Annotated in this window: 27 protein-coding genes and 2 pseudogenes; 7 read left to right on the top strand and 22 right to left on the bottom strand. The window is 47.6% G+C overall.

Translation table 11 applies throughout. The annotated features are described in order from the left end of the window. Positions 1-17: 17 nt before the first annotated feature. The 3 genes from CGRAC_RS02045 to CGRAC_RS02035 all read left to right on the top strand — a co-directional run bounded on the left by CGRAC_RS02045 (position 18) and on the right by CGRAC_RS02035 (position 2292). Entirely contained in the window at positions 18-1115 is a 1098-nt protein-coding gene (locus tag CGRAC_RS02045) for a sensor histidine kinase (protein WP_040303434.1), read from the top strand. Between the two features lie 292 nt (positions 1116-1407). Then, the gene (locus CGRAC_RS02040; RefSeq protein WP_005869587.1) at positions 1408-1827 is read left to right on the top strand and encodes a hypothetical protein; all 420 of its coding nucleotides are present in this window, start codon (positions 1408-1410) and stop codon (positions 1825-1827) included. 33 nt (positions 1828-1860) lie between these two features. Further along, entirely contained in the window at positions 1861-2292 is a 432-nt protein-coding gene (locus CGRAC_RS02035; protein ID WP_005869589.1) for a hypothetical protein, read from the top strand. Between the two features lie 296 nt (positions 2293-2588). Here CGRAC_RS02035 and CGRAC_RS02030 read toward each other — a convergent pair whose 3' ends face one another. The 6 genes and pseudogenes from CGRAC_RS02030 to CGRAC_RS02010 form a co-directional block, all read right to left on the bottom strand. Further along, positions 2589-3185, bottom strand: coding sequence for a metallophosphoesterase (locus tag CGRAC_RS02030; RefSeq protein ID WP_005869591.1), 597 nt, complete (start codon positions 3183-3185; stop codon positions 2589-2591). 82 nt (positions 3186-3267) lie between these two features. Then, positions 3268-4761, bottom strand: coding sequence for an RNA ligase (locus CGRAC_RS02025; RefSeq protein WP_005869592.1), 1494 nt, complete (start codon positions 4759-4761; stop codon positions 3268-3270). 205 nt (positions 4762-4966) lie between these two features. Further along, entirely contained in the window at positions 4967-6082 is a 1116-nt protein-coding gene (locus CGRAC_RS12875) for a WG repeat-containing protein (RefSeq protein ID WP_005869595.1), read from the bottom strand. Between the two features lie 25 nt (positions 6083-6107). Further along, a pseudogene (locus CGRAC_RS12870) lies at positions 6108-6270 on the bottom strand (EscN/YscN/HrcN family type III secretion system ATPase); the annotation flags it as partial. Between the two features lie 15 nt (positions 6271-6285). Continuing rightward, positions 6286-6657, bottom strand: a pseudogene (locus CGRAC_RS12865) (isoaspartyl peptidase/L-asparaginase); the annotation flags it as partial. Positions 6658-7108: 451 nt separating this feature from the next. Further along, on the bottom strand, positions 7109-7546 hold the full coding sequence (locus CGRAC_RS02010; protein WP_005869598.1) for a DUF417 family protein: 438 nt from the start codon (positions 7544-7546) through the stop codon (positions 7109-7111). Positions 7547-7787: 241 nt separating this feature from the next. On the opposite strand from CGRAC_RS02010, the gene CGRAC_RS12170 reads away from it, so the two are divergent. From CGRAC_RS12170 to CGRAC_RS02000, 3 genes are read left to right on the top strand one after another with little or no spacing between them, the layout of a single operon-like run. Then, positions 7788-7973 carry a hypothetical protein gene (locus tag CGRAC_RS12170; protein WP_005869600.1) on the top strand — a complete coding sequence of 62 codons (186 nt, stop codon included), beginning with the start codon at positions 7788-7790 and terminating at the stop codon, positions 7971-7973. Further along, positions 7942-8889: an outer membrane protein assembly factor BamB family protein gene (locus tag CGRAC_RS11430; protein ID WP_005869601.1), complete on the top strand. Its 948-nt coding sequence runs from the start codon at positions 7942-7944 to the stop codon at positions 8887-8889. The genes CGRAC_RS12170 and CGRAC_RS11430 overlap by 32 nt, the downstream gene beginning before the upstream one ends. Position 8890: 1 nt before the next feature. After that, positions 8891-9139 carry a hypothetical protein gene (locus tag CGRAC_RS02000; protein WP_005869603.1) on the top strand — a complete coding sequence of 83 codons (249 nt, stop codon included), beginning with the start codon at positions 8891-8893 and terminating at the stop codon, positions 9137-9139. A 45-nt stretch (positions 9140-9184) separates the two neighbouring features. On the opposite strand, the gene CGRAC_RS12395 is transcribed toward CGRAC_RS02000, so the two are convergent. The 3 genes from CGRAC_RS12395 to CGRAC_RS01985 form a co-directional block, all read right to left on the bottom strand. Further along, positions 9185-10429, bottom strand: a complete 1245-nt coding sequence (locus CGRAC_RS12395; protein ID WP_005869606.1) for a thiamine-phosphate kinase — start codon at positions 10427-10429, stop codon at positions 9185-9187. A gap of 602 nt (positions 10430-11031) precedes the next feature. Then, on the bottom strand, positions 11032-11334 hold the full coding sequence (locus tag CGRAC_RS01990) for an EexN family lipoprotein (protein ID WP_005869609.1): 303 nt from the start codon (positions 11332-11334) through the stop codon (positions 11032-11034). A gap of 170 nt (positions 11335-11504) precedes the next feature. Next, complete coding sequence (locus tag CGRAC_RS01985; RefSeq protein ID WP_005869611.1) at positions 11505-12971, bottom strand: aldehyde dehydrogenase family protein; 1467 nt, start codon at positions 12969-12971, stop codon at positions 11505-11507. A gap of 849 nt (positions 12972-13820) precedes the next feature. Here CGRAC_RS01985 and CGRAC_RS11710 point away from each other — a divergent pair. Beyond that, positions 13821-13979 (top strand): CstA-like transporter-associated (seleno)protein, encoded by a 159-nt coding sequence (locus CGRAC_RS11710; protein WP_100067304.1) that lies wholly within the window; start codon positions 13821-13823, stop codon positions 13977-13979. Positions 13980-14322: 343 nt separating this feature from the next. On the opposite strand, the gene CGRAC_RS01975 is transcribed toward CGRAC_RS11710, so the two are convergent. From CGRAC_RS01975 to atpD, 13 genes are all read right to left on the bottom strand, one after another. Next, positions 14323-15072, bottom strand: a complete 750-nt coding sequence (locus tag CGRAC_RS01975; RefSeq protein WP_005869615.1) for a tRNA 2-thiocytidine(32) synthetase TtcA — start codon at positions 15070-15072, stop codon at positions 14323-14325. Then, complete coding sequence (locus CGRAC_RS01970; RefSeq protein WP_005869616.1) at positions 15069-15767, bottom strand: 5'-methylthioadenosine/adenosylhomocysteine nucleosidase; 699 nt, start codon at positions 15765-15767, stop codon at positions 15069-15071. Before CGRAC_RS01970 ends, CGRAC_RS01975 begins: the two co-directional genes overlap by 4 nt. Then, entirely contained in the window at positions 15764-16708 is a 945-nt protein-coding gene (fabD, locus tag CGRAC_RS01965; protein ID WP_040303356.1) for an ACP S-malonyltransferase, read from the bottom strand. Before fabD ends, CGRAC_RS01970 begins: the two co-directional genes overlap by 4 nt. An 8-nt stretch (positions 16709-16716) precedes the next feature. Continuing rightward, positions 16717-17331, bottom strand: a complete 615-nt coding sequence (locus CGRAC_RS01960) for an FKBP-type peptidyl-prolyl cis-trans isomerase (RefSeq protein ID WP_050346289.1) — start codon at positions 17329-17331, stop codon at positions 16717-16719. A gap of 50 nt (positions 17332-17381) precedes the next feature. After that, positions 17382-18038: a tetratricopeptide repeat protein gene (locus CGRAC_RS01955; protein ID WP_227940497.1), complete on the bottom strand. Its 657-nt coding sequence runs from the start codon at positions 18036-18038 to the stop codon at positions 17382-17384. A gap of 163 nt (positions 18039-18201) precedes the next feature. Then, positions 18202-18675 (bottom strand): OmpA family protein, encoded by a 474-nt coding sequence (locus CGRAC_RS01950; RefSeq protein WP_005869621.1) that lies wholly within the window; start codon positions 18673-18675, stop codon positions 18202-18204. 55 nt (positions 18676-18730) lie between these two features. Further along, a complete protein-coding gene (gene tolB, locus CGRAC_RS01945) occupies positions 18731-19978 on the bottom strand; it encodes a Tol-Pal system protein TolB (RefSeq protein ID WP_005869624.1) in 1248 nt (415 codons plus the stop codon). 15 nt (positions 19979-19993) lie between these two features. Beyond that, entirely contained in the window at positions 19994-20389 is a 396-nt protein-coding gene (locus CGRAC_RS01940; RefSeq protein ID WP_005869626.1) for a TonB C-terminal domain-containing protein, read from the bottom strand. 18 nt (positions 20390-20407) lie between these two features. Further along, positions 20408-21388 carry a TonB C-terminal domain-containing protein gene (locus tag CGRAC_RS01935; RefSeq protein WP_005869627.1) on the bottom strand — a complete coding sequence of 327 codons (981 nt, stop codon included), beginning with the start codon at positions 21386-21388 and terminating at the stop codon, positions 20408-20410. Continuing rightward, entirely contained in the window at positions 21381-21779 is a 399-nt protein-coding gene (locus CGRAC_RS01930) for an ExbD/TolR family protein (RefSeq protein WP_005869629.1), read from the bottom strand. The genes CGRAC_RS01935 and CGRAC_RS01930 overlap by 8 nt, the downstream gene beginning before the upstream one ends. Next, positions 21779-22354 carry a MotA/TolQ/ExbB proton channel family protein gene (locus CGRAC_RS01925; RefSeq protein WP_005869630.1) on the bottom strand — a complete coding sequence of 192 codons (576 nt, stop codon included), beginning with the start codon at positions 22352-22354 and terminating at the stop codon, positions 21779-21781. The genes CGRAC_RS01930 and CGRAC_RS01925 overlap by 1 nt, the downstream gene beginning before the upstream one ends. A 2-nt stretch (positions 22355-22356) precedes the next feature. Further along, positions 22357-22761, bottom strand: a complete 405-nt coding sequence (gene atpC, locus CGRAC_RS01920) for an ATP synthase F1 subunit epsilon (protein WP_005869632.1) — start codon at positions 22759-22761, stop codon at positions 22357-22359. Between the two features lie 10 nt (positions 22762-22771). Further along, entirely contained in the window at positions 22772-24169 is a 1398-nt protein-coding gene (atpD, locus tag CGRAC_RS01915) for a F0F1 ATP synthase subunit beta (RefSeq protein ID WP_005869634.1), read from the bottom strand.

Genomic DNA, 24169 nt, shown 5'->3' with positions numbered 1-24169 from the left:
AGCGCGCCGTGTCCAAAATGCGTCAAATTTTACCGATTTTTTTACTCTACACTCTTACTAGCGTCTTGTTTTTAGCGCTGGTAAGCAGCATATTTTACGAGCGAGAGAAGTTTTTTATCGCGGATCGCGATGCCTTTGCGATCAGGGATTTTAAACACGGCTTAGAGGCTAAGCTCGCTCGCGGCGGGCGATTAAACGAGAGCGATTTCGATGCCATGCAGGCATACGCGGCGGATCTGAATAGCAGCGATGAGATCGCGCGGGATTTTGAGCCGAGGGACGACGCGCCGCGCGTGTATATGGAGGGGACCAGCAGGATTGAGCAGTTTAATCTCACCGGCAAGGACGGCACGGAGTATTACGTGGCGATCAAAACGGAGGCGCTTGAGGGCAAGCTCGCGGCGCTGAAGCTTAAAATTTTAGCCGCAAGCGCGCTTGTTTTGGCGCTTATTTTGCTGATCGCGTATTTTATCATCCGCCTTTCGCTGCGTCCGCTTTATGAAAAGATCGAGTTTCTTGGCGGCTTCATCCGCGATACGACGCACGAGATAAAAACTCCTCTTAGCGTGATTTTGATGAGTATCGAGCTTTTTGATACCGAGCCGAAAAAATATCTAGGCAATATCAAGGCGGGCGCAAATACGATAAACGCGCTATTTGAGGATCTAACCGCGCTAAGCTTAAACAAAAGCGGCAGCGGGCGAGAGGTAAATTTAGGCGAGCTGGTGCAAAGCCGCATCAAATATTTCGGCATCGCTGCGGAGCAAAAGCGAATAAGCTTAAGCGCCGATCTGCGCCCGGTAGCCTTTTGCGCGGATGAGTTTAAGCTGCGAAAGATCATCGATAATCTGCTTGGCAATGCGATAAAATATTGTGATGAGCTCGGCTGCGTCGAGGTGGGCCTGCGCGAGCGTTCGCTTCGCATCAAAAACAGCGGCGCGGGCATCGCGCGACAAAATCTGCCGCATATTTTCGAGCTTTACACCCGCTTTGACGAACGCAACGGCGGCTTTGGCATCGGGCTTTTTATCGCCAAAAAATACTGCGACGAGCTCGGGCTTAAAATTTCGTGCGATAGCAACGAGGACTGGACGGAATTTGAGGTGAAATTTTAACTTTACCCAAACGAAATTCTGCGCGAACGAAATTTTAGCAGGCGGGCTTGTTAGGCTTAACCGCGCGGGTTTAAATTTAGCTAGCGATTCGTTCGTAAAAATTTGCGCTAGGTTATAATTTGACGGCGGAATTTGCGCATGCAATTCGATCGCGCTCGAAAAATTTCGCTCGTCGGTTTGCAAAATACATAGCGTAAGTCATATTAAATTTTATAAAATTTCTCGCCGTGGAATTTATCCGAAATTACGTAGCCGTTCGCTAAAATGGCGATAAATTTCACCAGATGGAACAATGATAAATATTGATGAGGTAAGCTATAAAAGAGCCAAGTTTAGACAAGCGGGTTTAGAGGCCGCATCGGGAGGCGATACGGCGGCAAGCGACGCGGCAAACGCTAGTGCGCCAAGGCGCGTAAGAATCTCGGCAAAAAGCGGCTTTGAAGCATGGAGCGAGAAGCTGCTACATGGCTATGGGGCTAGCTTTCGCTACGCAGTGCGTATCCAGCTAGCGCCCAAAGCGCAGCTGGACGCAGATGAATGCATCCTATGCGAGTATAAAAAGCGCGGAAGCGGGCTTGAACTAATCGCTGCTTTGCTAGTCTTAATCCCCGTTTTAGGCGTGCTTGCGCTATGCTTTAAAGCAGAATACGGCGTAGTTTTTAATATAACTATCCTGCTAGCCGGCTTTTGCATGATAATGGTGTTTTTGTAGGTCTTTTGGGATGCCGTGCACAAGGGAATTTATGTGAGCGATAAAAATTTAATCACTCAAAACGGCACAAAATTCCCGATTGAAAAAGTGCACTTTAGCGCTTTGTCCAACCGCTACGGAGATATCACGCTATATTTTTACGTCACGCCGTTTAGCCAGATTTTTACGCTAAGCATAGATGGTAGCGATGAGCTTTTTTGCTTCGCGACGCACAGATACGTGCGCGCTAGAGCTAGCGGACGTCGCCCTCATATAATTTTAAACGCTAGGCGTGTAAGGGCGCGCCAAAATTCTAAAAGCTTCGAAATTTTTCGCGCCTTGGCAGAATGCGGCGCCAAAAATTTAAATAGAATTTTCAAACACGATTTTGCACACAAATTTTGCGGCGCAAATCCGCGCACAAAATCCATAGTTCAAATTTTGCACTTGAATTTTTTGGATAAATTTATCCCTCAAATTTCGTAAAGAATTTACGCCGCCATAGCCTAATAATGGCACGTAGAACTTGTAAAATTCGTAACAATGCAAGCAAAATTTGCCAAGATTAGAGATAAAATTTTAGCGAGGCAAGCAAGGCTTTATTTAGTCGTAAACGGATTTCGTAGCAGCGCGGATTAAGCTAGCACGTGCTTGATGGTAAGCTTTCGTGCGAATTCTATAAATTTTATGGCGGCGCAAATAAAATTTTGCGTAACAAGGACGAGCCAAACACTCGCAACTGCGCTTAAATCAATGCTGTGGCTATCCGTGTTTAGCCAGGATCACAAATATCTTGCGGCGATTTGCTTTTGCCCTAAAATTTGCACGATCTCATCTAGGCTTAAAATTTTGCCGTGCGAGTCAAAGCCTACGTTTAGTATGCGCCCCTCTAGGCTGGAAGCGCGGTCATGCAAGTGTCCGTGAAGCATAAAAGAGCCTTTCTGGGCGCGGTTGTGCTCCTCTACGGGATAGTGAAACATACAGATGCTCATACCCGTCTTGCCGTCCTTTATCGCGCCCGCGCCGCCGTCAAAATTTAGCTCCTTGTAGTGCAAGATATCGCTAAAGATAGGATTTCCGTCGTCTTTTAGCTCGCGTAGCAGCGCTTCTTTGTTTTGGCTAATGAGCGTATCGTGGTTGCCTAAAATCAGCACATGCGAGCCGTTTAGCCTACGCGCGACGCTTTTTAGATCCTTTAATTTATTGCAAAATGCAAAATCGCCCAGATCATAAACCGTATCCTCGGGCCCCACTACGGCATTCCAAAGCTCTATTAGCTTTTCATTCATCTCGGCTACGTCGTTAAAATTCCTAAATTTAGGGCAGTATTTCATAATATTGCCGTGATAAAAATGCAAATCGGAGGTAAAAAATATCATCATTTTTCCTTTAAGCTTTAATCGCTGCATTAAATTTGAGTTTTACGCAAATTTGCGCGGCGTCAAATATTCGCGCTAATCGTTAAATTTTTTCTAAAAATTCTTTTATAAAGCCTAGCTTGCCCTGCTCGTCAAGGGATCTGAATTCTCGCTCATTTGCTTTGATGTGATCAACCAATGGGTGAAATTCCTCATCGAGCTTGGTTTTATCCAGTTTGCCGGAAAGCGCCTCGTTTTTACTGCGAGCGAAAAATTTATTCACGAGATAATAAGGCGTTTTCATCTTAAAACAAAAATCGTTTTGGCTCGGGATATACACCATAAAGCCCTCGAATTTCGCCTCTTTGACTATATTTTTTAGCTCCGAAAAGCTCGTTTTTAGATACTGCTCGCCCTCCTTATAAAAAGGTCTTTTTAGCGCGCCAGCGGTACTTGCGGCGATTTTATCCAGCTCAAATTCGCTTGCTTGCGCGCCGGTTTTAACGTCGATAAGTCCGATAAAAGTCTCTCCAAGCTCCTCTTCTACGATGTGCGGGTCGCTCTCGTCGGTGATCTCAAATAAAAAAGTTTTATTTGGATAGCGTTTGAAAATCTCTTCAAATTTGCAGCAGTGCTCGCGCGCCATCTGTGCAAATCTACTATCGGTCGATCCCGTCGTGGAGTAGATGACGCGGCGGTTAAAACTCGCGCCGCTCTCGCCAATATCTACGTAGGTGCAACACCCCAAAAAGCCGTTTACCTTTCGTACGGCAAGCACGGGCGTATCGTCTGTGATATCGATAGGATAAAGACTTTTGCGCGAGGTAAATTCCGAATAGTTATAGACTTTTTTAAACGGACGCACGATGATATTTAGATTATCGTCCATTATGAGCCCGCGCATCTCAAGTAGCGCCTTATCCCAATCGGCTTTGAAAAAGACGCGTTTTGAGTATTTGTAGGTGCGAAGCTCGGGATAAAGCTCGCTTTGACGCGCACTCCAGAGCCTTTTATCCTGCGTAGCGGCGATATATTTTTTCGTTACGTAGGTATTTTGCGCCGCATCAAAGGGCAGATCGCGCCTGTTTAGAGCCGCCGCGTCTTTAATCTTTTGCGCTACGCTTTGGCTCATAGGATTAACGGGCGGGATTAAAATTTCGCCCTCTATTTTGTTGTTTGTGACCTTGATAAACATCGCTATTACCGTATTTTCATCGACGTCGTGCTCGGAAGCGAAGAAATTTTGCATTCTAAAGCATTCGAAAATAAATCCATTCTGGGCGGCTTGCTCTTTTAGGCTTAGCAGCTCTTTGGTGCGCGCGCTCACGTTGCTAAGCACGATAAGAACGTCTTTGGTCTTGTTTTCCAGAGCAAATTTATACGCCTGCTTTATCTCGCGAGCGACCTTGCGCTTCGCGTCCTCCAAAAGCTTCGGCGACCAAGTATAAACCCCCGCCTTATCAGTTAAAAACATATCGTTTTCCAGATGATAAATTTGCGCCTGCGGATATTCGTTTTTAAATTCTTTAATTTTCTCTTTTGCGAAAGTCGTTTTACCAGAGCCCGCGTGTCCGCGAACGACTATAAATTTTCTCATTTTACCGCCTTGATTTTATGTGGCGATATTCTACCTGAAATTTGCATATTTTGCTATCATGTGCAAAAATTAAATTTACGTTATTTTTTGGCAAAATAGGTCTATTGGGTTTTATGTGACATAAAGGCGAGAAATTTTAGCGACTGAATGCAGCTTGTTGGTTCAAAAGAAGCAAAGCGCTCGCCAAAACCGTCGCAAATTTACCTCAATCTTCTATCTCAAAGTAGTAAGAAATAGGCAAAATTCGGCCCTTTTTATCGATAAACACGCTTTTGTAGTCTACACTAGCGGCCGTCGCGTTGCCCTCAAAAACAGATATACTATCGAATTTTGGTTCTATGGCGACCTTGCCGTCTATGTCTAGGCAACCGCTTTTTCTATTTACCCTGAAATTTAACATTCCGCCGTAAAACTCGTCAAATATATAGTCTAATTTTTGTGGCTCAAGGATAAATTTACCGCTTTTATCTATGATACCCCACAGCTCGCCGACCCTCACTACGGCACGTTCTTCTTTAAATTTATTTACTTCGTCAAAACGCGGTTCTATCGCGAAATTTCCGCTTTTGTCTATAAAACCCCATTTGCCGCCCGATTTTACGGCCGCTAGTCCTTCGCTAAAGAGCGACGCTAATTCAAATTTAGGCTCTATAACGACGCTTGCGTCCTTGTCCACAAAGCTATAAAGTCCGTTAAATTTTACGGGCGCCAAGCCTTCCGTAAAAGTTACCGGGCGGCCCAAATTTAGCTTTGAAACGGTAGCGCCGCTTTTGTCTATCACGCTCCATTTATCGCCGATGCGCACCGAGGCTAGTCCATCGGAAAACGACCTTACCTCGTCATAGCGCGGAGTAATGATTGTTCTGCCGTTTTTATCCACGTAACCGTATTTCATCCTGCCGTATTTCATCTCACCCACGACTATCGCGCCATCTCTGAAGGCTATACCCATATCGTCAAATTTGGGTTCTACTACGACCTTACCTGTTTTATCTATGAGACCGAATTTACCGTTTTTGGCGATGCCTGCTAACCCCTCGGTAAAGCTAGTTTTAAAGCCCGTACCGGGCGCCAAACGTAAGGCAAGTCTGCCGCTTTCGTCCATAAAAAATGTCTGTTCGCCTATAAAAACCACGGTAAGACCGTCGGAAAAGGTTCCCGTGACCATAAAATTTTTACCTACGGCTTTTATGTTGCCGTCTTTATCCACGGCATTGCCGTCCGCAAAAACCAGCCCGTAGTCCGCTAGCTCGCCCTGCCCGATTATCTTAGCTTCAAGACCGAGCAAGCCTAAGAGCAGCACCGCTAAAATTTTTTTCATTTTTGCCCTTTTTGTAAATTTGAGGCTAATTTATCCCACTTATCAGCTCTTGCGTTTTGTTCAAAGCTAAAGCCTTCTTCGGCGTCTTGTTTGAGGAAGTTATCTATAAATTCTTTTTTCGAGATAGCAAGGTCTAGCTCCTTGTCGCTGCATCTTTGATATGAGCCAATGCGACCGGTCATTTTATTTATCATGCCGCCGATGCTGGTCGCCGCGGCTAGGTTGCCGTTTTTATCCATCGCGACCGCGCCCGCTTTTTTAGTCGAGCCGTCCATGATCGAGGCATCAAGCTCGTTAAATCCGTCGGCGGTAAATACCGCACCCTTGCCCGCGTTAAAATTCGGATCGTCCTCAAGCACTATAATGGCCGCCGTTACGGCATCCATTGCGGTGCCGCCCCGTTCAAGCACAGCTTGACCCGCTAAAAGCGCACGGTTCATCGGCTCTTCGCGGATTTTAAACTCCTCCTTGGTTAGATCAAGCCCGCTTGTGCCGCCGTGAATGACGATAACGGGGGAAAATTTCTCCTGCGCATTCGCAACCGTTAGCCCGAGCAGGACCAAACTCGCCGCCATAAAAACGGCCTTTGAGAGTGAAAAGTGCTTCATATCTCATCCTTTCGAAAAAATTGGAGAATTTCTAAGGAATGATATAACTTTGCGCTTTTCGTTTCGCTTAATCAAATGCGAATTCGGCTGGACCTAAATCTAATGCTTTGAGCTTAAAATTAAGCCTCCGTTGTCAAAATTTAACGCGACTCAATTTGTGGCACAATCTGATAGGTTGATTTAAATTTTATAATTTTGAGTTTAAGCGTTGGCAAAATTTAATTACCGCAGCTCGATAAATTTCAACCGCACGTCATAAAATTTTAGCGCGCCGCCGTATTTTAAACGGCGCTACGTAAGCAAGCAATCTCAAGCACGCACCCGCCGGCAAAGCAGGCTTTAAATCAAAACGCTTCAAGCTCGCCGTGCGCGATCATTTAGTGTTGCGTCGGAACCGACGCCAGTATGTTTTGACGGCTCAATCGCAGCTTTTTTCTCCGCGGCAAAGGCGCGCCAGGTCGTATTTTAGCAGCACCAAGCCAAGGCCTAGCAAGAAAAGGTCTTTAAAGATAAAGCCGTCGATCTTGCCCAACTGCGGCAGTAGGCTGAGCGTAGTAAGCGCCATAGCGATCACGATGAGATCGCCCACGATGCCCGCCTTCGGCTTGAAAAAGCCCGCGATGAGCGAGAGATAACCCACGGTCTCCACCACGCCCAAAAAATAGCTCGCGCCGGCGTCCCCGAGCGCTGACGGCAAAAACGAAAGCCACGTCTGCGAAAAGAGCGGCTTTAAAGCCTCTACCTCAAACTCAAACCACTTGTAGTTGCCCATCACGGCAAGCACAATGATAACGGAAAGTCTAGCGAATACAATATCCGCGTCGCCTGCGACAAATTTTTTTACGATCTCCCTCATACGGCTCCTTTGTAGATTGTGTAGCGGTATGATAGCGAGCTTGCGTGTAGGCTACGTGAAGGGGCGAAATTTCAAATCTACGGCTCCGCGAAATTTAAAATTCCATGCCGCGCGCCGTAAAATTTTAGCGTGCGCATCATATGTTTTAACGTGCACGCCGTAAAATTTCAACGCGCATACAAAATTTTAAAATTCGCGTCCAAATTTAAGCTATAATCGCTTCAAATTTTAAGGAGCCAAAATGCTAAAATCATATCCTCTTGCGATGCAGGGCGTGGAGTTTCGCGGACACGGCGTGACGGGCATTTACGAGATGAGCAAGCGGATTTCCTTCGTCCACTTTGCCTTTGCAGCCCCTAGCGAGCAAAACATCCTCTCGAAGCACGCCCGGCTACGTGCTGCTAGATACATTTTCGCGCGATTTTAGCGAATGCAAAAGATCGGTGCTTGCCTACGAGCAGTGCGAAATTTTCTCTGCCGCCTCTGCGCTTTGTTACCCGCAGGACGGCCACTTCGTGCTAAATACGAGATACTACGAGGGCTTCGTCAATTCGCCCGCAAAGCTCATCAAAATACAAGACGGCGAAATGAGCGAGCTTGGCGACGCTCCTGCGCCCGTGAAGCAGATCTACAACGATGCGCGAACCTACGAATTTGACGGCTTTTGCGTGCGGATGAGTTCGCCCTTTATGATGGAGTGTATAGCTTCGCAAGGCGGGTCAAATTTAAACGGCGCGGCAGCTGATTTAGGCGGTACGCCAAATTCTAGCGGCGCGGCGGGCGAAAATTTGAAAAATTCCTCCGAAAATGACGATGCGGCGACTGTTTACAAAGCGCACAAAAGCAATCCGCGCAATGAAACGAGCGAGACGAAAGATAAAATTTCAAACAGCGGCAAGCAAGCCCGCAAAAAATCCGCCGCAAAAGGCAAAACTCTTTGGCGGCTGAAGTTAGGAGCGTATCTATATACGCCTGTTTGCCTGCGCGGCGGAGCACTGCATTTTGATGCGCAAGACAAGCGGCAGGGTCGCGAGACGCTGTATTTTGGCACCACGGGCAAGGGCGGGCACCTATACGCCGTAGACGCGGCAAGCGGCGAGGTGATCTTTAAACTTGACACCGGCGGCACCGAGTATTTTGCGTGGTACGAGGATAAAATTTTACTCGCAGACCGCCGCGGCAAGCCCGTTTTGATTAGCGCGGACGACGGCTCGATCTTAAAAGAGGTGGGATTCGGCAAGTTTCAATTCGGCTCGGATCAGATCATGCTCGCTAGCGGCGGGCGCCTCTACGCCGTGGCAAACGACGGAGCCGCGATGTACGCCGTCTGCGCGGATATTTAAATTGGACAGATTAAAATTCGGCTTGCAGTTGTGGATTAAATTAAACGTAAGGCTTGAGGCGCCGAACGCTTTGGATATGGAATTTACCTATTTGAGGCTCATGCCCGTTAGCTGCAGCACCCGCAAGAGCCACGCCCCATATCTCACCCATTCGGAAAATGCTAAAAACCGCGAATTCTTTGGTATAAAGCACGCCGTAGCTCACTTGCTAAGTAAAATTTACTCGCTTTGCGTGCCGTTTCAGATTTAAATTCAAATCCCATGCCTTAAAATTTAAAGCGGCTGCGGCAAAATTTCAAGGCGCGAAGTGATGCGAGCTGCCGCGAAATTCCATCGAGCTTTGCGGCGTGCGCGGGCAAACCTCGGCGATGATATTGATCGCGACGCCCGTTTTAGCGGCAATCGCGTAGATTTTAGGCAAAAACTTCGGCGCGAAGCTAAACAAAATCTCATACTCCTCGCCGCTTTGCAACGCAGCCTCGCTAGGGCGGGCTATCCAGCGCGCACCAACGCCGCTAGCCTCCAGCAGGCGGGGCAAGTCCTGCGCAAGCCCATCGCTAATGTCCATCGCCGCGCTGATGAACTTCGCTGCCTTGTAAAAAAACTTATCGCGCAAAACGGGTCTGACGAAGCGCGAATTCTTTGAAATTTTTGCGCGCAGATCAAACACGGAGCCTTCGTATGCCTGGCTTTGAGGCGCGGAATTTTCACATGCGAGGCTTTGCGACGTAGAATCCTTGCGATTCTTTCTGCTCTGCGACACGGAATTTTCTGCCGAATTTTCGGCATCCAGGTTCAGCGGCTCGACGTACGCAGGCAAAATTTTATCGTCCAGACTTTGCGGCTCAAGATCCAAAATTTGTATTGCCGAAGTTTCATTATCCAGGCTCTGTAGCCTAGCATGAGCGAGCGAAATTTTATCGTCCGGGCTTCGCACCTCATCGCCAGGATTTTGTGCCGTCGAAGTCTCGGCGTTTAGGCCCTGCGGCGCGGTGCTTGAGCTTTGCACCGACGAAATTTTATCGTTTCGGTTTTGCGTCTGCGAGCTAGCGGGCGAAATTTCATCTCTTAAAAGCACCGCCAGATCGCGCCCGACGCTGCCTAGCTCGCCCGTATGCGCGATGAGATCGCCCACGCGCGCGCCGCTGCGAAACACGGGGCGCTTGCACTTGCCGATCAGACTCACGCTAAGCGCGATGCGATCCGAGCCGATCGTGTCGCCGCCGATGATCCGTATGCCCCACTCGCGCGCCGTTTCGCTCACGCCTGCGCACAGCTCGTCGATCTCACGCGTGCCGATCTCGCGCGGCAGCGCAAGCCCCAGCAGGGCGTATTTGGCGCGCGCATTCGTCGCGATCATATCCGAGATGTTTACGAGCATCGCCTTTGCGCCGATCTCGCGCAGGCTCAGCCAGCCGCGGCGAAAGTGCACGCCCTCGACAAAAAGGTCCTTGCAATACGCCCGCTCGCCGATTACGGCGCAATCATCGCCGTTAAGCTTCGATCTAAATTTCTCAAAAATATACCGCTCCTTATCCATGCTCCCTCCGTTAAATTTAGCGTTACGCCGCAGCCGCGCAAAAGCTAAGAAACCCGAATTTGCGGGCCTTTGTTTAAATTTCGTCGCACACGCGCAGCAGGAGTACTACGCTCCGCTTTGCAAGATTATAGCGTAAATTTAGATTTTCGCCGCGCGAGTTTGGCTGCGGTTCGGTGCGGCTTGATAGCGAAAAGTAATCGCATGGGTTTTAAGACTTCAATGCGGTTCGGTATGGACGGAGGCCCGCGATAAAACAGCGCCCGAGGCTATTTCTTGCATGCGTCCGCCTACGACACTCGCGCAGATAACGGGTCTTTAAAACGGCGAGTTTGAAATTTTAAAATTTAGCGCGGCTACAGCGAGATTAAATTTAAACGCTGCGTAAGCGCAGTAAGTCAAGTAAGGTTTTTATCGAGCCGCCTACGACAAAAGTCATATCGGACATTTGAACGCACGCGGCTATAAAAGCTGCAAAGAAATTTGAAAAATTTGAAGCTACTTAATGCTCGCCGTTAAGACTTCCACTCTCTTTCTCTCTCCAAATCCCGCTTTGGGAAAAAATTATTAGCGTATTTGCGCTACTACTTTCAAAAATTTGATTGTTATTTTTTATACTCTTCGCTAATTCGCTCAGGGTGCTTTATATAATAATCTACTTCATACCAATGACCATTTGGATCTAAATTTTGATCCCTCAAAAACCCTTTCGCTCGGTTTGCATTATTGCATTCTTTATCGTTGATCACATCCTTTGGCTCCATTTTCTCGCAAAGCTCTAGTTTCGCTTTTGCTTCTAGCGGCGCAAGCAGATAATCTGCAACCGTTTTTTTAGGCTCGTCTTCCTTGCATCCAGTAAGACCTAAGCCTACGATAGCCATAAGGCTCAATAAAAAAATTCGTTTCATTTCCTCTCCTTTTAAATGGTGACTAATTATATATTCGTTAAACTTAATTTTCGTTTTTTATATTGTCTTTTTGCAGCCATATATTATATAAAGAGGATTTTGATGAATTACAAGTCAAACAGAATAAAATTTCGGGCGGCCTAAACCGCCCGAGATACCGCACTAAGCCCTTACTGCTCGTAAAAGCCGCTCGGTTTGGAGATCGTGTCGATGTAGATGTTTTTGGTCTGGGTGTAGTGCTCCAGGATCATCTTGTGCGTCTCGCGACCGATGCCCGATTCTTTGTAGCCGCCAAACGGCGCGCCAGCGTGGATCTGGTTGTAGGTATTGACCCACACGCGACCCGTCTCAAGCAGGCGTGCGACCGTGAGTGCTTTTGCGATGTCGCGCGTAAATACGGCACCGCCGAGTCCGTAGAGGCTGTCGTTTGCCATGCGGACGAGCTCGTCTTGATCTTTAAATTTAATCACGACGCCCACGGGACCGAAGATCTCCTCCTGCGCCACGCGCATATCGTTGCGTACGTCCACGAGTAGCGTAGGCTCGACGAAAGCCTCTCCCGCGCTATGTCGCTTGCCGCCTACGGCGATCTTAGCGCCCTCCTCTACGCCGATTTTTACGTACTCTAAAATTTTATCGGCTTGCTTTTTGTTGATCTGGCATCCCATCTGGGTGTTCGGATCGAGCGGATCGCCCACCTTGATACGCTTAAATTTCTCCACGAGCGCCGGTACGAATTTATCGTAGATGCCCTCCTGCACGAAAATTCTACTTCCCGCGCAGCAGACCTGGCCTTGGTTGAAAAGGATCCCAAGCTGCACGCCGTCGATCGCAACGTCGAAGTCGCAATCGTCAAAGATAATGTTCGCGCTCTTGCCGCCAAGTTCAAGCGTAGCGGGGATGATCTTTTGCGCTGCGGCTAGCGCTATGCCTCTGCCGACCTCGGTCGAGCCCGTAAATGCGAGCTTATCGAGCCCTTTGTGAGTGCGGACGAACTCGCCTGCCTTGCTTCCCTTGCCGGTTACGACGTTGATGACGCCCTTTGGAAGCAGCGGCGCGATTAGGCGGATAAACTCCAAAATGCTAAGGCTGGTTTCGGAGCTTGGCTTAAACACACACGTATCGCCCGCGGCAAGTAACGGAGCGAGCTTCCACGCGCCCATCAAAAACGGGAAATTCCACGGCACGATCTGTCCTACTACGCCGATCGGCTCGCGCAAGACGACGGATAGATAGCGCTCTTTTAGCATATTGGCGCTACCCTCTTCGCCCAAAATCACGCCCGCAAAATAGCGGAAATGTTCGATCGACCACGCTACGTCGACCGCGCGCGTCTCGCGGATCGGCTTGCCGTTGTCGATAGTCTCTACGGTCGCGATGAACTCGGCGTTTTGCTCTAGGACGTCGGCGATCTTATTTAGCAGCGCGCTGCGCTCATAAACGCTAGTGCGGCGGAAGCTCTCAAACGCCTTGCGCGCCGCGGTGACCGCTCTATCGACGTCCGCCTTGCTAGCGTCTGCGATCTTTGAAATTTTCTCGCCGGTAGCGGGATTAAAAACGTCTAGGCTCGCGCCGCCTTCGGCATCAACGAACTCGCCGTCGATGAAAAGCTTATAGCTTGGTTGGATTGTAGCCATGCTTACTCCTTACGTGAAATATGACATTGGCTATTATATATCCGCGGCGATTAATGCGGCATAAATTTCGGAGCGAAAATCGGTTAAAATTTCGCGGTGTGTAAATTTGAGAAGCAATGCGGCGTGCGCGAAATTTTAAAATTTAATCTACGCGCGCAACAGCGGAGGTTTGAAACGGCTTTGAAGCGGAATGAAATTTGACCCGGCGCAAGCGGATAAATTTCAAAAGGTAACGTTTATGGAATGAGAGCGTAAATTCGGCTGCGATAAAATTTCAGAATTCAGCTTTGCTAAATTTTAAAATTCGGTTGCGTTGAAATTTTAAAATTTGGCTCCACCTAGATTTTAAATTCGGCTTCGTTAAAATTTTAAAATTTTGTGAAGTAAAATTTTTGAAACATTTTGCGGAGCGGGCGGGCGGTTTAATTTACGGCGCACGGCGGGCGGATCTGCGAATGCGCCTTAAACTATAGCCTGCCGATAAAATTTTAAAATTTTGTGGGGTAAAATTTCATAATTCGGCTTCGTCGGAGTTTTGAATCGGGCTTCGTTAAAATTTTAAAATTTAGTCTGGTTGGGATTTTAAAATTTTGTGAAGTAAAATTTCTGAAACATTTTTTTGAAATGAAATTTCTACAACTATCTTTCGCGCGAGCTTTGCAAGCCCATAACGCTTGCTCGTAAGGCTCCGCTTGGTACGGGCGGCTTTTGAGCAGGACGAGAGGGCGGCGCCGAAAACAGCCGCGGCTGTTTTGCAAAAGCAATGCAGGGCGCAGCCCGCTCTCACGCAGCCGCTCGAGCACGTAACGGGCAACTGCTCGCGCCTTTGGGAGCCGTGGCGAAGCTTTTATCGCGGCGGATCGGACGCCTGCCCCGCTCATCGGGCTTGGGGATTACGAGGGCCGTCTGCAGCATTTTGCAAGCGCTCATCTAGACGAAGTCCCGCTAAGCAAGGCGGAATTTTTCCGCTCGATGCAAGATAGCAAGGCCAAAAACGTCAAGTGCTGATAGCGGCGAAAGGGCGCGGGCGCGCCGCACGAATTTCTGCCGCCTAGAGTCTCTTTGCATAAATTTTAGCTCGCGACGCCGTAAGAGTTGCCGCCTAAAGCCACGCGGTGGGGGCTGTACGTAAGATTTAGCTCACCTCGACGAGGGATCGCGCCAAATTTTACAAAGATAGAATTCGCGTAAATTTAAACGATAAATTTTGCCACCTAGCAAGAGCGTAGCAAATTCTGCCGCACGACGTCAAGGATTTTACCTCTGCGCTGCAAATTTTACCCTCGCAACGAAAATTTAATTCTTATGTCGAAAAAGGCGCAATTTTAATCCTAGCATCGCGGTTTAAATTTTAAAATTTAGGCTCAAAAAAGGTCTCTTCGTGGATATTGGCAAAGGCGGCTTGCAGGCTGATAAAAAACCTCGGATGGGTCTTTTCGTACTGCGCCAAAAGCTCCTTCGTAGCGGCACGCGCGGTAGGCTCCTTGCCGCCGTATTGCCTCGCGGGGCAGACCTCCTCCTCGCGCATGATCGGAAGCTTATTATCTCTAGCACAGGCGGCGATTTGGCGCTCGCGCGCGAGAATGAACGGGCGGATGATCACAAGCCCATTTTCGGCGACATAACGCGGAGCGAGAGTTCGAAGCGCGCCGTTGAAGGTGAAATTCATAAAAAAGCTCTCCGCAGCGTCGTCGAGGTGGTGGGCGATGGCGATCTTATTAAAGCCGTGTTCGAGCGCGTAGGAGTAGATGTATCCGCGCCTCATACGCGAGCAAAAGCTGCAAAACGTGGTGTTTGCGCGGATCTTTTCCTTGCCGAATTCAAAAATTTTAGTATCGATTATCTCGTAGGGAATCTCGTGCTCTTTAAAATGGGCGCTTATCTCGCGCAGATCCTCGCCGATACCGTAGGTGACGGTAACGGCTCGAAACTCCCAATCTAGCGGGCTTACGCTTTGGAAGTGCTTCAGCACGTGCGCCAAGCTCATGCTGTCCTTGCCGCCGCTAAGAGCTAGTAAAATTTTATCGCCGCGCTCAAACATCTTGTATTTGGCGTTGGTTTGTCCGACCCGGCGCAGTAGTTTTTTGGAGAGGTTTATCATAACCTTTCGATCATTTTTAGGACGAAATTTGCGCTCGTTTGCGCGCTTTTTACCATAAACTCGTCAAAGTCGAACTCGGCTTTGTGTCCCGCCTCGTCGCTTATCGCGCGCAGCACGCAAAACGGCACGCCCAGCGCGTCGCATACCTGCGCCACGCTCGCTCCCTCCATCTCGACCGCGCTCGCGTCAAACATCCGCTCGATCCAGCTCTTGCGCTCCTCGCCGCTTACGAACTGATCGCCGCTAGCGATGACGCCCGATTTTAGCGTGATGCCTAGCTGCTCGGCGACGCTTTGCGCTATGGAATTTAGCCTCGCGTCGGTTTGGACTGAAATTTTACTTCCAGGCACGAATCCGTGCGGATGACCGAACGCCGTGATATCAAGATCGTGCTGCACGAGCGAGGTGGCGTATAAAATTTCGCCGATTTTAATGCCGCGCTTCAAAGCCCCCGCAACGCCCGTAAAAATGAGAGCGCGCGCGCCGAATTTCTCGATCATAACCGTAGCGGTCAGGGCGGAATTTACCTTGCCGATCTTCGAATACGCGATCACGAGATCGTGACCGTTAAGCTTAGCGGCGTAGAATTTATTATTCGCGTGCTCCACGGCTTCCACGCTTACACCCCGCTCGCGCAGCGCAGATAGCAGCGGCTCGATCTCTTCGGGCATGGCGCCTAAGATCGCAACTTTCATCCATTCTCCTTTGCAAATTTTACAAACTCATCTAAGCTCGCAAGATCCGTGATGCTGAAGGTCGGCTTCTGCGTGATCTTTTTGTTTATACCTTTTAAAACCGCTGCGCCGAACTCGACGAAGCAGTCCGTCTCGCCCTCGTAATTTTTGATGCTTTGTTTGTAAAGCACGGGGCTGATAAGCTGGGCTTTAAGCAGCTCCAGCGCTTCGGATTTTGTCCTGTATGCTCGCGCGGTGGCGTTAGCGATGACTGGGGCAAAGCTCTCTTTTAGCGCGGGGCGTAAAAATTCCAAAAGCTCGTCGCTGGCACTCCCTAGCATCGGGCAGTGGCTTGCGACGCTCATATTCAGTAACATCGCGCGCTTTGCGCCTGCGGCCTTAAACTCGCCCTCGAGTGCCGCGAGATCATCTTTTTTGCCTGCGACTACGATCTGTCCGTCGCAGTTATAATTCGCCGCCCAAACCTGCTTACCGGCGCTTCTCGCATCCGCGCAAATTTTCTCGACCGCCTCGTCGGCAAGAGCCAAAATTACCATCATTCCGGCACCTTTGCCCTCGCAGGCGCTCTGCATGAGCCTGCCGCGAATATTTACGAGCTTTAACATCTGCTTCGGCTCTATGCCTCCCGCAGCGCTTAGTGCGCTAAACTCGCCCAGCGAATGTCCGAGCAAAAACTGCGGAGCGATATTAAGCTTTTCTTGATCCAGCCTTTCTTGTAGCGCCGCAAGCGCCATCATAGAATTTAATGCAATCGCAGGCTGCGTAAATTCCGAAACGTCGAGCTTGTCGTTAGGCTCAAACAGTAAATTTTTAAAATCGATACCGGTAAATTCTGAAGCCCCATCCAAAAGCGCGCGCGCAGATGCGGAGTTTTCGTAAAACCCCCTGCCCATGCCTACGCTTTGGCTGCCCTGTCCGGGGAAGATAAAAGCAAATTTCATAAAAAATCCTAATGCTCGTGGTGGTGCCCGTCGCAGCACTCGTGATCTTTTCCGTGATCGTGGCCCCCGCAACATTCATGATCTCTAGCGTGATCGTGCCCGTGCCCGCCGCAACACTCGTGCCCCTCGTGATGATGGTCGTGTCCGCAGCCGCAGCTGTGCGCGCTCTCCGGCTGTCCGGTAAGAATTTCGTCCGCCGTCGCTTCGCGGTTCTCGACGATTTTTATATTAAATTCCAGTTCCTTGCCCGCATATGGGTGGTTAAAGTCAATAGTAACGTCCTGCTCGCCGATAGCTTTGACGCTCACGCGGGTAGTCGCGCCGTCCTCCGCCTGACCGAAAAGCTCCATGCCCACCGCCAGATCGATGCCCGCAAACTGCTCTTTAGGCAGGATCTGCACGGCGTCTTCTCTATACTCGCCGACCCCGTCGCTCGGGCTTATGCGAACCGTTTTGCTCTCGCCCGCTTGTAGATTTAAAATTTCATCTTCCAACTTTTGGATGATTTGATCCTTGCCGCTAAGAAAGGCGATCGGGTCGGAGTTTAAATTTGACTCTAAAATTTCACCGGTTTTGCCGTCTTTTAGCTCATAATGCATCTTTATAACTCGGTTGTTAGCCATAGTTTTCTCCTATTTAAAATTTTATTTTTGATTTTATATTTAAATTTAGGTTATCTAGCGGGCGCGGCTTTAGCTTCTTTGGAATCTGGGTATGAAGCCTTTAACGCTTTGTAGAATTTATTTGCGCTGTCTTTATCGCCGATCTTATCGAAGCTGATCGCGGTGTGATAAAGTAGCTTTGGAGTGTAGTCTTGGCTCTCGTTGTGCGAGATGCTCTTTTTATAATAGTTTATCGCTTCTGCGTATGAGCCGGAGAAATATGAAATTTCGCCCAGCATATAGTTTGCCTTTGCGGGCTTGTAATTTTTGGATACTAGATAATTGTAGCGCTCTTTTGCGCCGGAATAGTCTTTTTTGGCATATAAAGTGTCAGCCTCTTTCAATACTGAAGCTTGATCTTTTGATTTAAAATCGGAGTCTGATTTTGTACTAGCAGGGACTGAAGCAGTGCCTGCGTCTAATTCAGCGTTTTTTTTTACGCTACTGCCGCTACCTAATTTTTTATTAATTTCAGCGATTTGGGCTTTTATAGTTGCGATATCTCGTTTCATCTGATCTAGCTCGCTGTTGCCTTGGCTTTTGCCCGTAGTACGAATTTCTAGATCCGCTACCCTGTTTTCCAGGTTCGAAATTTTAGAACTTGTTCCTTCAAGGACGCTTCGCAAACCTTCGACGCTCTCGCGTGTATTATCTACACTAGTTTGCATCTCGCTTATACGCTTGCGGTTATCGCGTAATACTTGTTCGTTTTCAGTTAACCCGTAAGAGCTACCTGAATCAATATTGCCAGCATCAAATGCAGAAGTTTCTGCATTTAAAAAAGTGGCAGCCCCCAAAAGAGCCGCCACCGTGAAATTTTTAAATTTCAAATTAGAATCCAACTTTGAATTCGTCGCGTCTGTTTTGAGCGTCGCACTCTTTAGAATGCTCTGTGCAAGCCATATTGCTCTCGCCGTAGCTTACTACGGAAATTCTGCTCTCATTTACGCCTTGAGCAACCAATGCGTCTTTAGCTGCAGTAGCTCTCTTTAGACCAAGAGCATAGTTGTACTCATCAGAACCCCACTCATCGCAGTTACCCTCAACTTTGACGGTTAGGGACTCTGCGCCTGCTTGGTTGAATAGAGCTGCGTTATTATTGATTGTGCCTTGCTGATCGGCTCTAATATTAAATTTATCAAAGTCGAAATAAACAGTGCCAACTTCACTTTGGATCTGAGATGCCAAAGCAGCTAGTCTATCTGCACCACTTGTGCTTGTAGTATCGGCCTCTGGGGTCTTTTTAGAACAACCGCTCAATAATAGAGCAGCAACTGCTATCGAAGATAAAACTAAATGTTTCATTTTCTATCCTTTCAAAAAAAATTGAAGTCATTATATCACGAGATTTTTTAATATTTTACCAATCAACCGATTGAATTTTACCCACTCTTAACGGAAATTGAAAACTTTTATTCTCGTTAACTCTGATAATACCTACCGAGCTTCCGCTGCCGTCTTGCTTGATAAACATAATGCTGCCGCCATCGCTAGAAAATCTAGGAAACATATTTTTGCCGCTAGCCGTTAACTGGCGTATCATATCGGTTTGAGTAGAGATTAAATATATATTAAATCCGCCCCCGCCATCGCGACTGGAGTAAGTAACGTAATTGCCATTTGTGCTGATGGAGTTATTGTTTTTGCCGTGATAGACGAGCTGCTGAACGTTGCCGCCATTTATGCTAGTGGCAAATACGTTTGGATAACCCAGACGATCGCTCACAAAAGCCACGCGCGAATCGCCGTCGATAAAATTTCCATTTACATCAATGCCAGCGTAATCGGTAATTTGCTTAGCGCTGCCCGAGGCTATATCATACAAATAAATATCGGGTTGATCTTTAGGCGCATTGGTGATTAAAAGCTTTCTGCCGTCGGCGCTTACATCTGAAGCTATCGTCATGCCGTGACCGGTAAAAATTTTACTTTTGCTACCGTTGGATAGATTAAATTTATAGATAGCGGGGGTGTTTTTATTGACATAGTAGGTGTAATAAAATTCGTTCTGTGCTGCACTTGCCCATTTAGGGAAGATATTTAATCCGCCGCGAAGCACCACCTGCTGGTAGGTAAGCGTATAGTCAGCCACCATGATCTCGCTCTCGCGCGTCGAAGTGTAGCGAGAGAGCAAAATCATCTCCTTCATCCAATCGACGTTTGAGTACCCTAGCTGCTTGACGATCTCAGATACCGCCATATGGGCTAAAAACGGATATTTCTCGGCATTTGAAAGCGTAAAGCTCTTCTCGTACATCACCCTGCCGCTGTTTGCTTCGAGCACTTTGGCTTTTAGGCTCATCGGCGAACTTTTATCACTTACCGCGTAGCGCACGATAAGAGCGGCACCGCTAGAACCCGAATTGCTGGAAGCGTCCGCATCGTAGCTGCTTTGTAGATACTCGTCGCTGACTTCAAAAGTCGCGCCGACCTTTAGATCGCCCACCATAAGTTTAAAGAATTTGTTGCCAAATTCTGAATTCGCAAGGTTCGATGCATCTTGAACGACGATTTTAGGTAGATTTACCCCTTCGTTTACGATAGACATAGTCGCATCTGCCGCGAAAATGCTACTACAAAATGCAAGAATCAAAAGTAGTTTCTTCATCTTTTCTCCTTAAATTTAATTTGTTACGTCGGATAATACCATTTCAAATGTGTGAGATTTATTATCCGGTGATTTTGGAAAGCTTCGCTTAGGAAGCTCATCTAAAAATTTCCTTAGCTTTTGGTTAAATTCTGTGCTACGCCCAAGCTCTAAAATTTGATAATCTGTCACTCGTCCATCGGTGCTAAATTCTACGCAAACTCTAGCTTCATCGGAAATGCCTACTTGATACTCCGTCCATAGAGTTTGTAATTTCGACGTCATCTGCGAAAAATAAGTATCTAACTCCTTTGAAATTTTAATTTTACCAGATTTTTGCGAAACGGAATTTCTTTCATAAATAAAATTCTGTTCCAAATCCGCCGCAAAAAGCATACAGCAAAACGCAAAAATACAAAAAAGTCTCTTCACTTTTTTCCCTTACGAATTCTAATTTGTCTTCATCACGTCGGACATCCTAGTATCAATCTCATGCGACGCTCCGTCGGGAGACTTCGGGAAAGTCTGAGTCGATAGATTATCCAAAAAATCTCGCAACTTCTGGTTAAATTCAGTCTCTCGCCCCAACTCTATAATAGTATAATCCGCTACTCGCCCATCTGCGCTAAAGACTATCTTAATCCTTGCGTCGTCCTTCGCGGTCGCCACATATCTGCTCCATAGAACTTGAAGCTTCTTCTCGATAGCGCCGTAATAAGCGTTATACTCGCCCGTCCTTTGCGTCCTGCCGCCAAGCTTATCGGATTTGACGACAGCATTTTTAGATGCCGCTTTATCCTTAGCACTAGAGGTGGCGGTTTCTTTATCGGACTTTTTGTTACTCTGAACGGCGTCGCTAGCTTTAGCACTCTCCTCAAGCTTCTTATTGTCCTTAGTCGTATCCGAAAAAAGATCGCTCAAGCTCGGTTTTTCCTCTTTTTTCGGCTCCGGCTTAGCTTCCTCTTTTTTCTCTACTACTTTTTCGGAAGGTTTATCTTCCAACTTAGGCTCAGGCTTGGGCTCCTCTTTTTTGGGCTCAGCTTTAGGCTCGTCCTTTTTAGGTTCCGGCTTCGGCTCTTCCTTCGGCTTTTCGGGCTCTTTCGGCTTTGCCTCCACCGGAGATGGCGGAACTACTTGCGCCGTAGTCTTAATTTTATCCTCCGGCACATCCTTCACATTCTTATTGTCAAACTCGCCTTGCTTTGTTTCTTTAGCGATTTCAGGCGCGGACGGAAGTTTATCATCTATTTCGAAATCAAAAGTAACATCCATATAATCGTTGGGATTGTCAGTATATTTTTTAAATTTTTCCTGCGGCTTTGAAATTTGATATAAAAGAACAAAAATCACCAGCAAATAGGCAAAAAGGGCGATTAAAAACGATTTGAAATTATCGTATTTAACCCCCGTAAAATTTGAATAATTAGCCATTTGTTTGAAGCGCGACTTTAGTAAAACCCGCTTGCTTTAAGCTCTTTAAGACAAACATTACATCGTCATAAACGAGTCTCTTATCGGCTTGGATATAGACGGGTTTTTCCAAGCTATACTTGCCGGTGCCTTTAAGCAGCACGAGATTATCCGGGAATTCTGCCAGACTCATCGAGCTTTTATCGATATAAACCTTGCGATCTTCGCCGATACGCACAAGCAAGAATTCCGCGGTATTTTCCGAAACCTGTGCTTTTGAGCCACTAGGCAGTTCGATCTTTTCATCGTAGATAATCGCCGTTTGTGCGACCATTAAAATCGCTAGCAAAACAAGCATAATATCGACGAGCGGAGTGATATTTAGCTCTGGATTTTCGTCGAAATTATACATTAAATAGCTTTTCCAGTATTTGCTTTAAATAGCAAAATATCCGCTGTACGATTTATAATGCTCATAACTTCGTATGCTTTGCGTTTTATAAGTAAGCTGAAGGTGTATGCGGGGATCGCTACAAAAATTCCACATCCTGTGGCAACTAGCGCCTCGCTGATCGCAGGAGCGATGGTGTCGATGCCGGAATTTCCGCCGCCAAGCTTGGAAAATGTGTGAAGTATGCTAACAACCGTACCAAATAGCCCGATAAATGGCGAAGTAGAGGCAACGATAGATAGCCAGGTAAGTCCGCTAGTGGAGTCGCGTTCGGCTTTGCCTTTATAAATTTCCAAGGCCTCTTTTGAAATTTTATCGGTATTTACTTTTTGAAAAATAGAGCCCGAAAGCGAAATCCTACCACCCATCAGCAAGGATTCGAGTGCCTTTGCTTCGCGGTGTTGCCACGCACTAAGCCCTACAAATCTGGAGATCAAAATCGTAAAAGTAACGACAAAATAGACGGATAGCCAAGAAAGTACGAATATCGTAATAAACGTACTTCTCGTAAAATAACTTAAAATTAGATCTAGCATATTTAACTTTGCCTTGCGAATTCGTCGACTCTAGCCATGATTGCTGCGGAATTTGCCGCATCGGAGCTAATGGACGTAAGCATATCTTTGGCGCGCTGCAAAGACTTTGCTACGGCGCTTTCGCTATCGCCTCCGATAGCTACGGCTTGAGTGGCTAGGATAGTAGTTTTTTCTTCGGTAACTTCCAAAAATCCGTCGTTTACCAAAACAAGCTGCTTTTTGCCGTCTTTATCTACGATCTCAACGACTCCGCCTTCGCTTTTGTCTTTAAGTCCTGTTAGCAAGCTCGCATGCCCTGGCAAAATACCCATTTCGCCAGTAATGCCGGGGAGCTGGACGGATTTGACCTCACCCGAAAAGACCATCCCTTCGGGCGTAACGATATCTAAAAGCAAAAATTCTTTCATCTTAAAATTCCTATGCTTTCATCTTTTCGGCTTTTGCTACCACCTCGTCGATATTTCCCACCATATAAAAGGCATTCTCCGGCAGATCGTCGTATTTGCCTTCTAAAATTCCCTTAAAGCCAGCAATAGTTTCCTCTAACGAGATATATTTGCCCGGACTTCCGGTAAATACCTCGGCTACGAAAAACGGCTGAGATAGATAGCGCTCGATCTTTCTAGCGCGCTCGACTACGAGCTTGTCCTCTTCGCTAAGTTCGTCCATACCCAAAATCGCGATGATATCTTGCAAGTCTTTGTATTTTTGAAGCACCGCTTGGACGCCGCGAGCGACCTTGTAATGCTCCTCACCGATGATTTGCGGATCGAGCATTCTTGAGGTCGAATCAAGTGGGTCAACGGCAGGATAAATTCCTTTTTCGGCAATCGCTCTGTTTAAAACGGTCGTCGCATCAAGGTGCGCGAAAACGGTTGCCGGCGCGGGGTCAGTAAGGTCATCCGCAGGTACATAAACGGCCTGAACGGAGGTAATGGAGCCCTTCTTAGTAGAAGTAATGCGCTCCTGTAATTTACCCATTTCGCTGGCAAGCGTAGGCTGATAACCGACCGCGGACGGAATTCGTCCTAAAAGCGCGGACATCTCCGAACCCGACTGCGAGAAGCGGAAGATATTATCAATAAACATCAAAACGTCAAGCCCTAGCTCGTCGCGGAAATACTCGGCCATCGTAAGACCGGTTAGCGCGATACGGTTTCTCGCTCCCGGCGGTTCGTTCATCTGACCATAGGTCAAGGCGACTTTATCCAAAACGCCCGATTCTTTCATCTCGTTATAAAGGTCGTTTCCCTCTCTCGTTCGCTCGCCGACACCCGCAAATACGGAGTAGCCGCTGTGTTTGAAAGCGACGTTGTGAATCAGTTCCATGATGATGACGGTCTTACCGACGCCAGCACCGCCGAATAGTCCTACCTTACCGCCCTTTGCATAAGGGGCGAGCAGATCGACTACCTTAATGCCGGTTTCAAAAATTTCACTCTTCGTGCTTTGATTTTCAAAGCTAGGCGGATCTCTGTGGATCGACCAGCGGGTTTCAAATTTTTCATCCTCGCCTTCGTCGATCAGATCGCCCGTAACATTAAAAATTCTACCCAAAACTTTCTCGCCCACAGGCACCGTAATAGGCGCGCCCAAAGCGACGGCCTCAAGCCCTCGCCTAAGTCCATCGCTCATATCCATAGCGATCGTGCGGACGCGATTGTCTCCAAGGTGCGCGGCTACCTCTAGGATCAGCCTGCGATGAGCGCCCTCGACGTCAAATTTAACCTCGATAGCTTCGTTAATCTTCGGTAAATAGTCCTTGAAATCGACATCGACCACGGGACCCATTACCTGAGAAATTATTCCTTTCAT

Source organism: Campylobacter gracilis (assembly GCF_001190745.1).
Lineage (GTDB): Bacteria > Campylobacterota > Campylobacteria > Campylobacterales > Campylobacteraceae > Campylobacter_B > Campylobacter_B gracilis.
The sequence above is the reverse complement of the archived record's forward strand: the minus strand, read 5'-3'. Positions and strand labels throughout refer to the sequence as shown.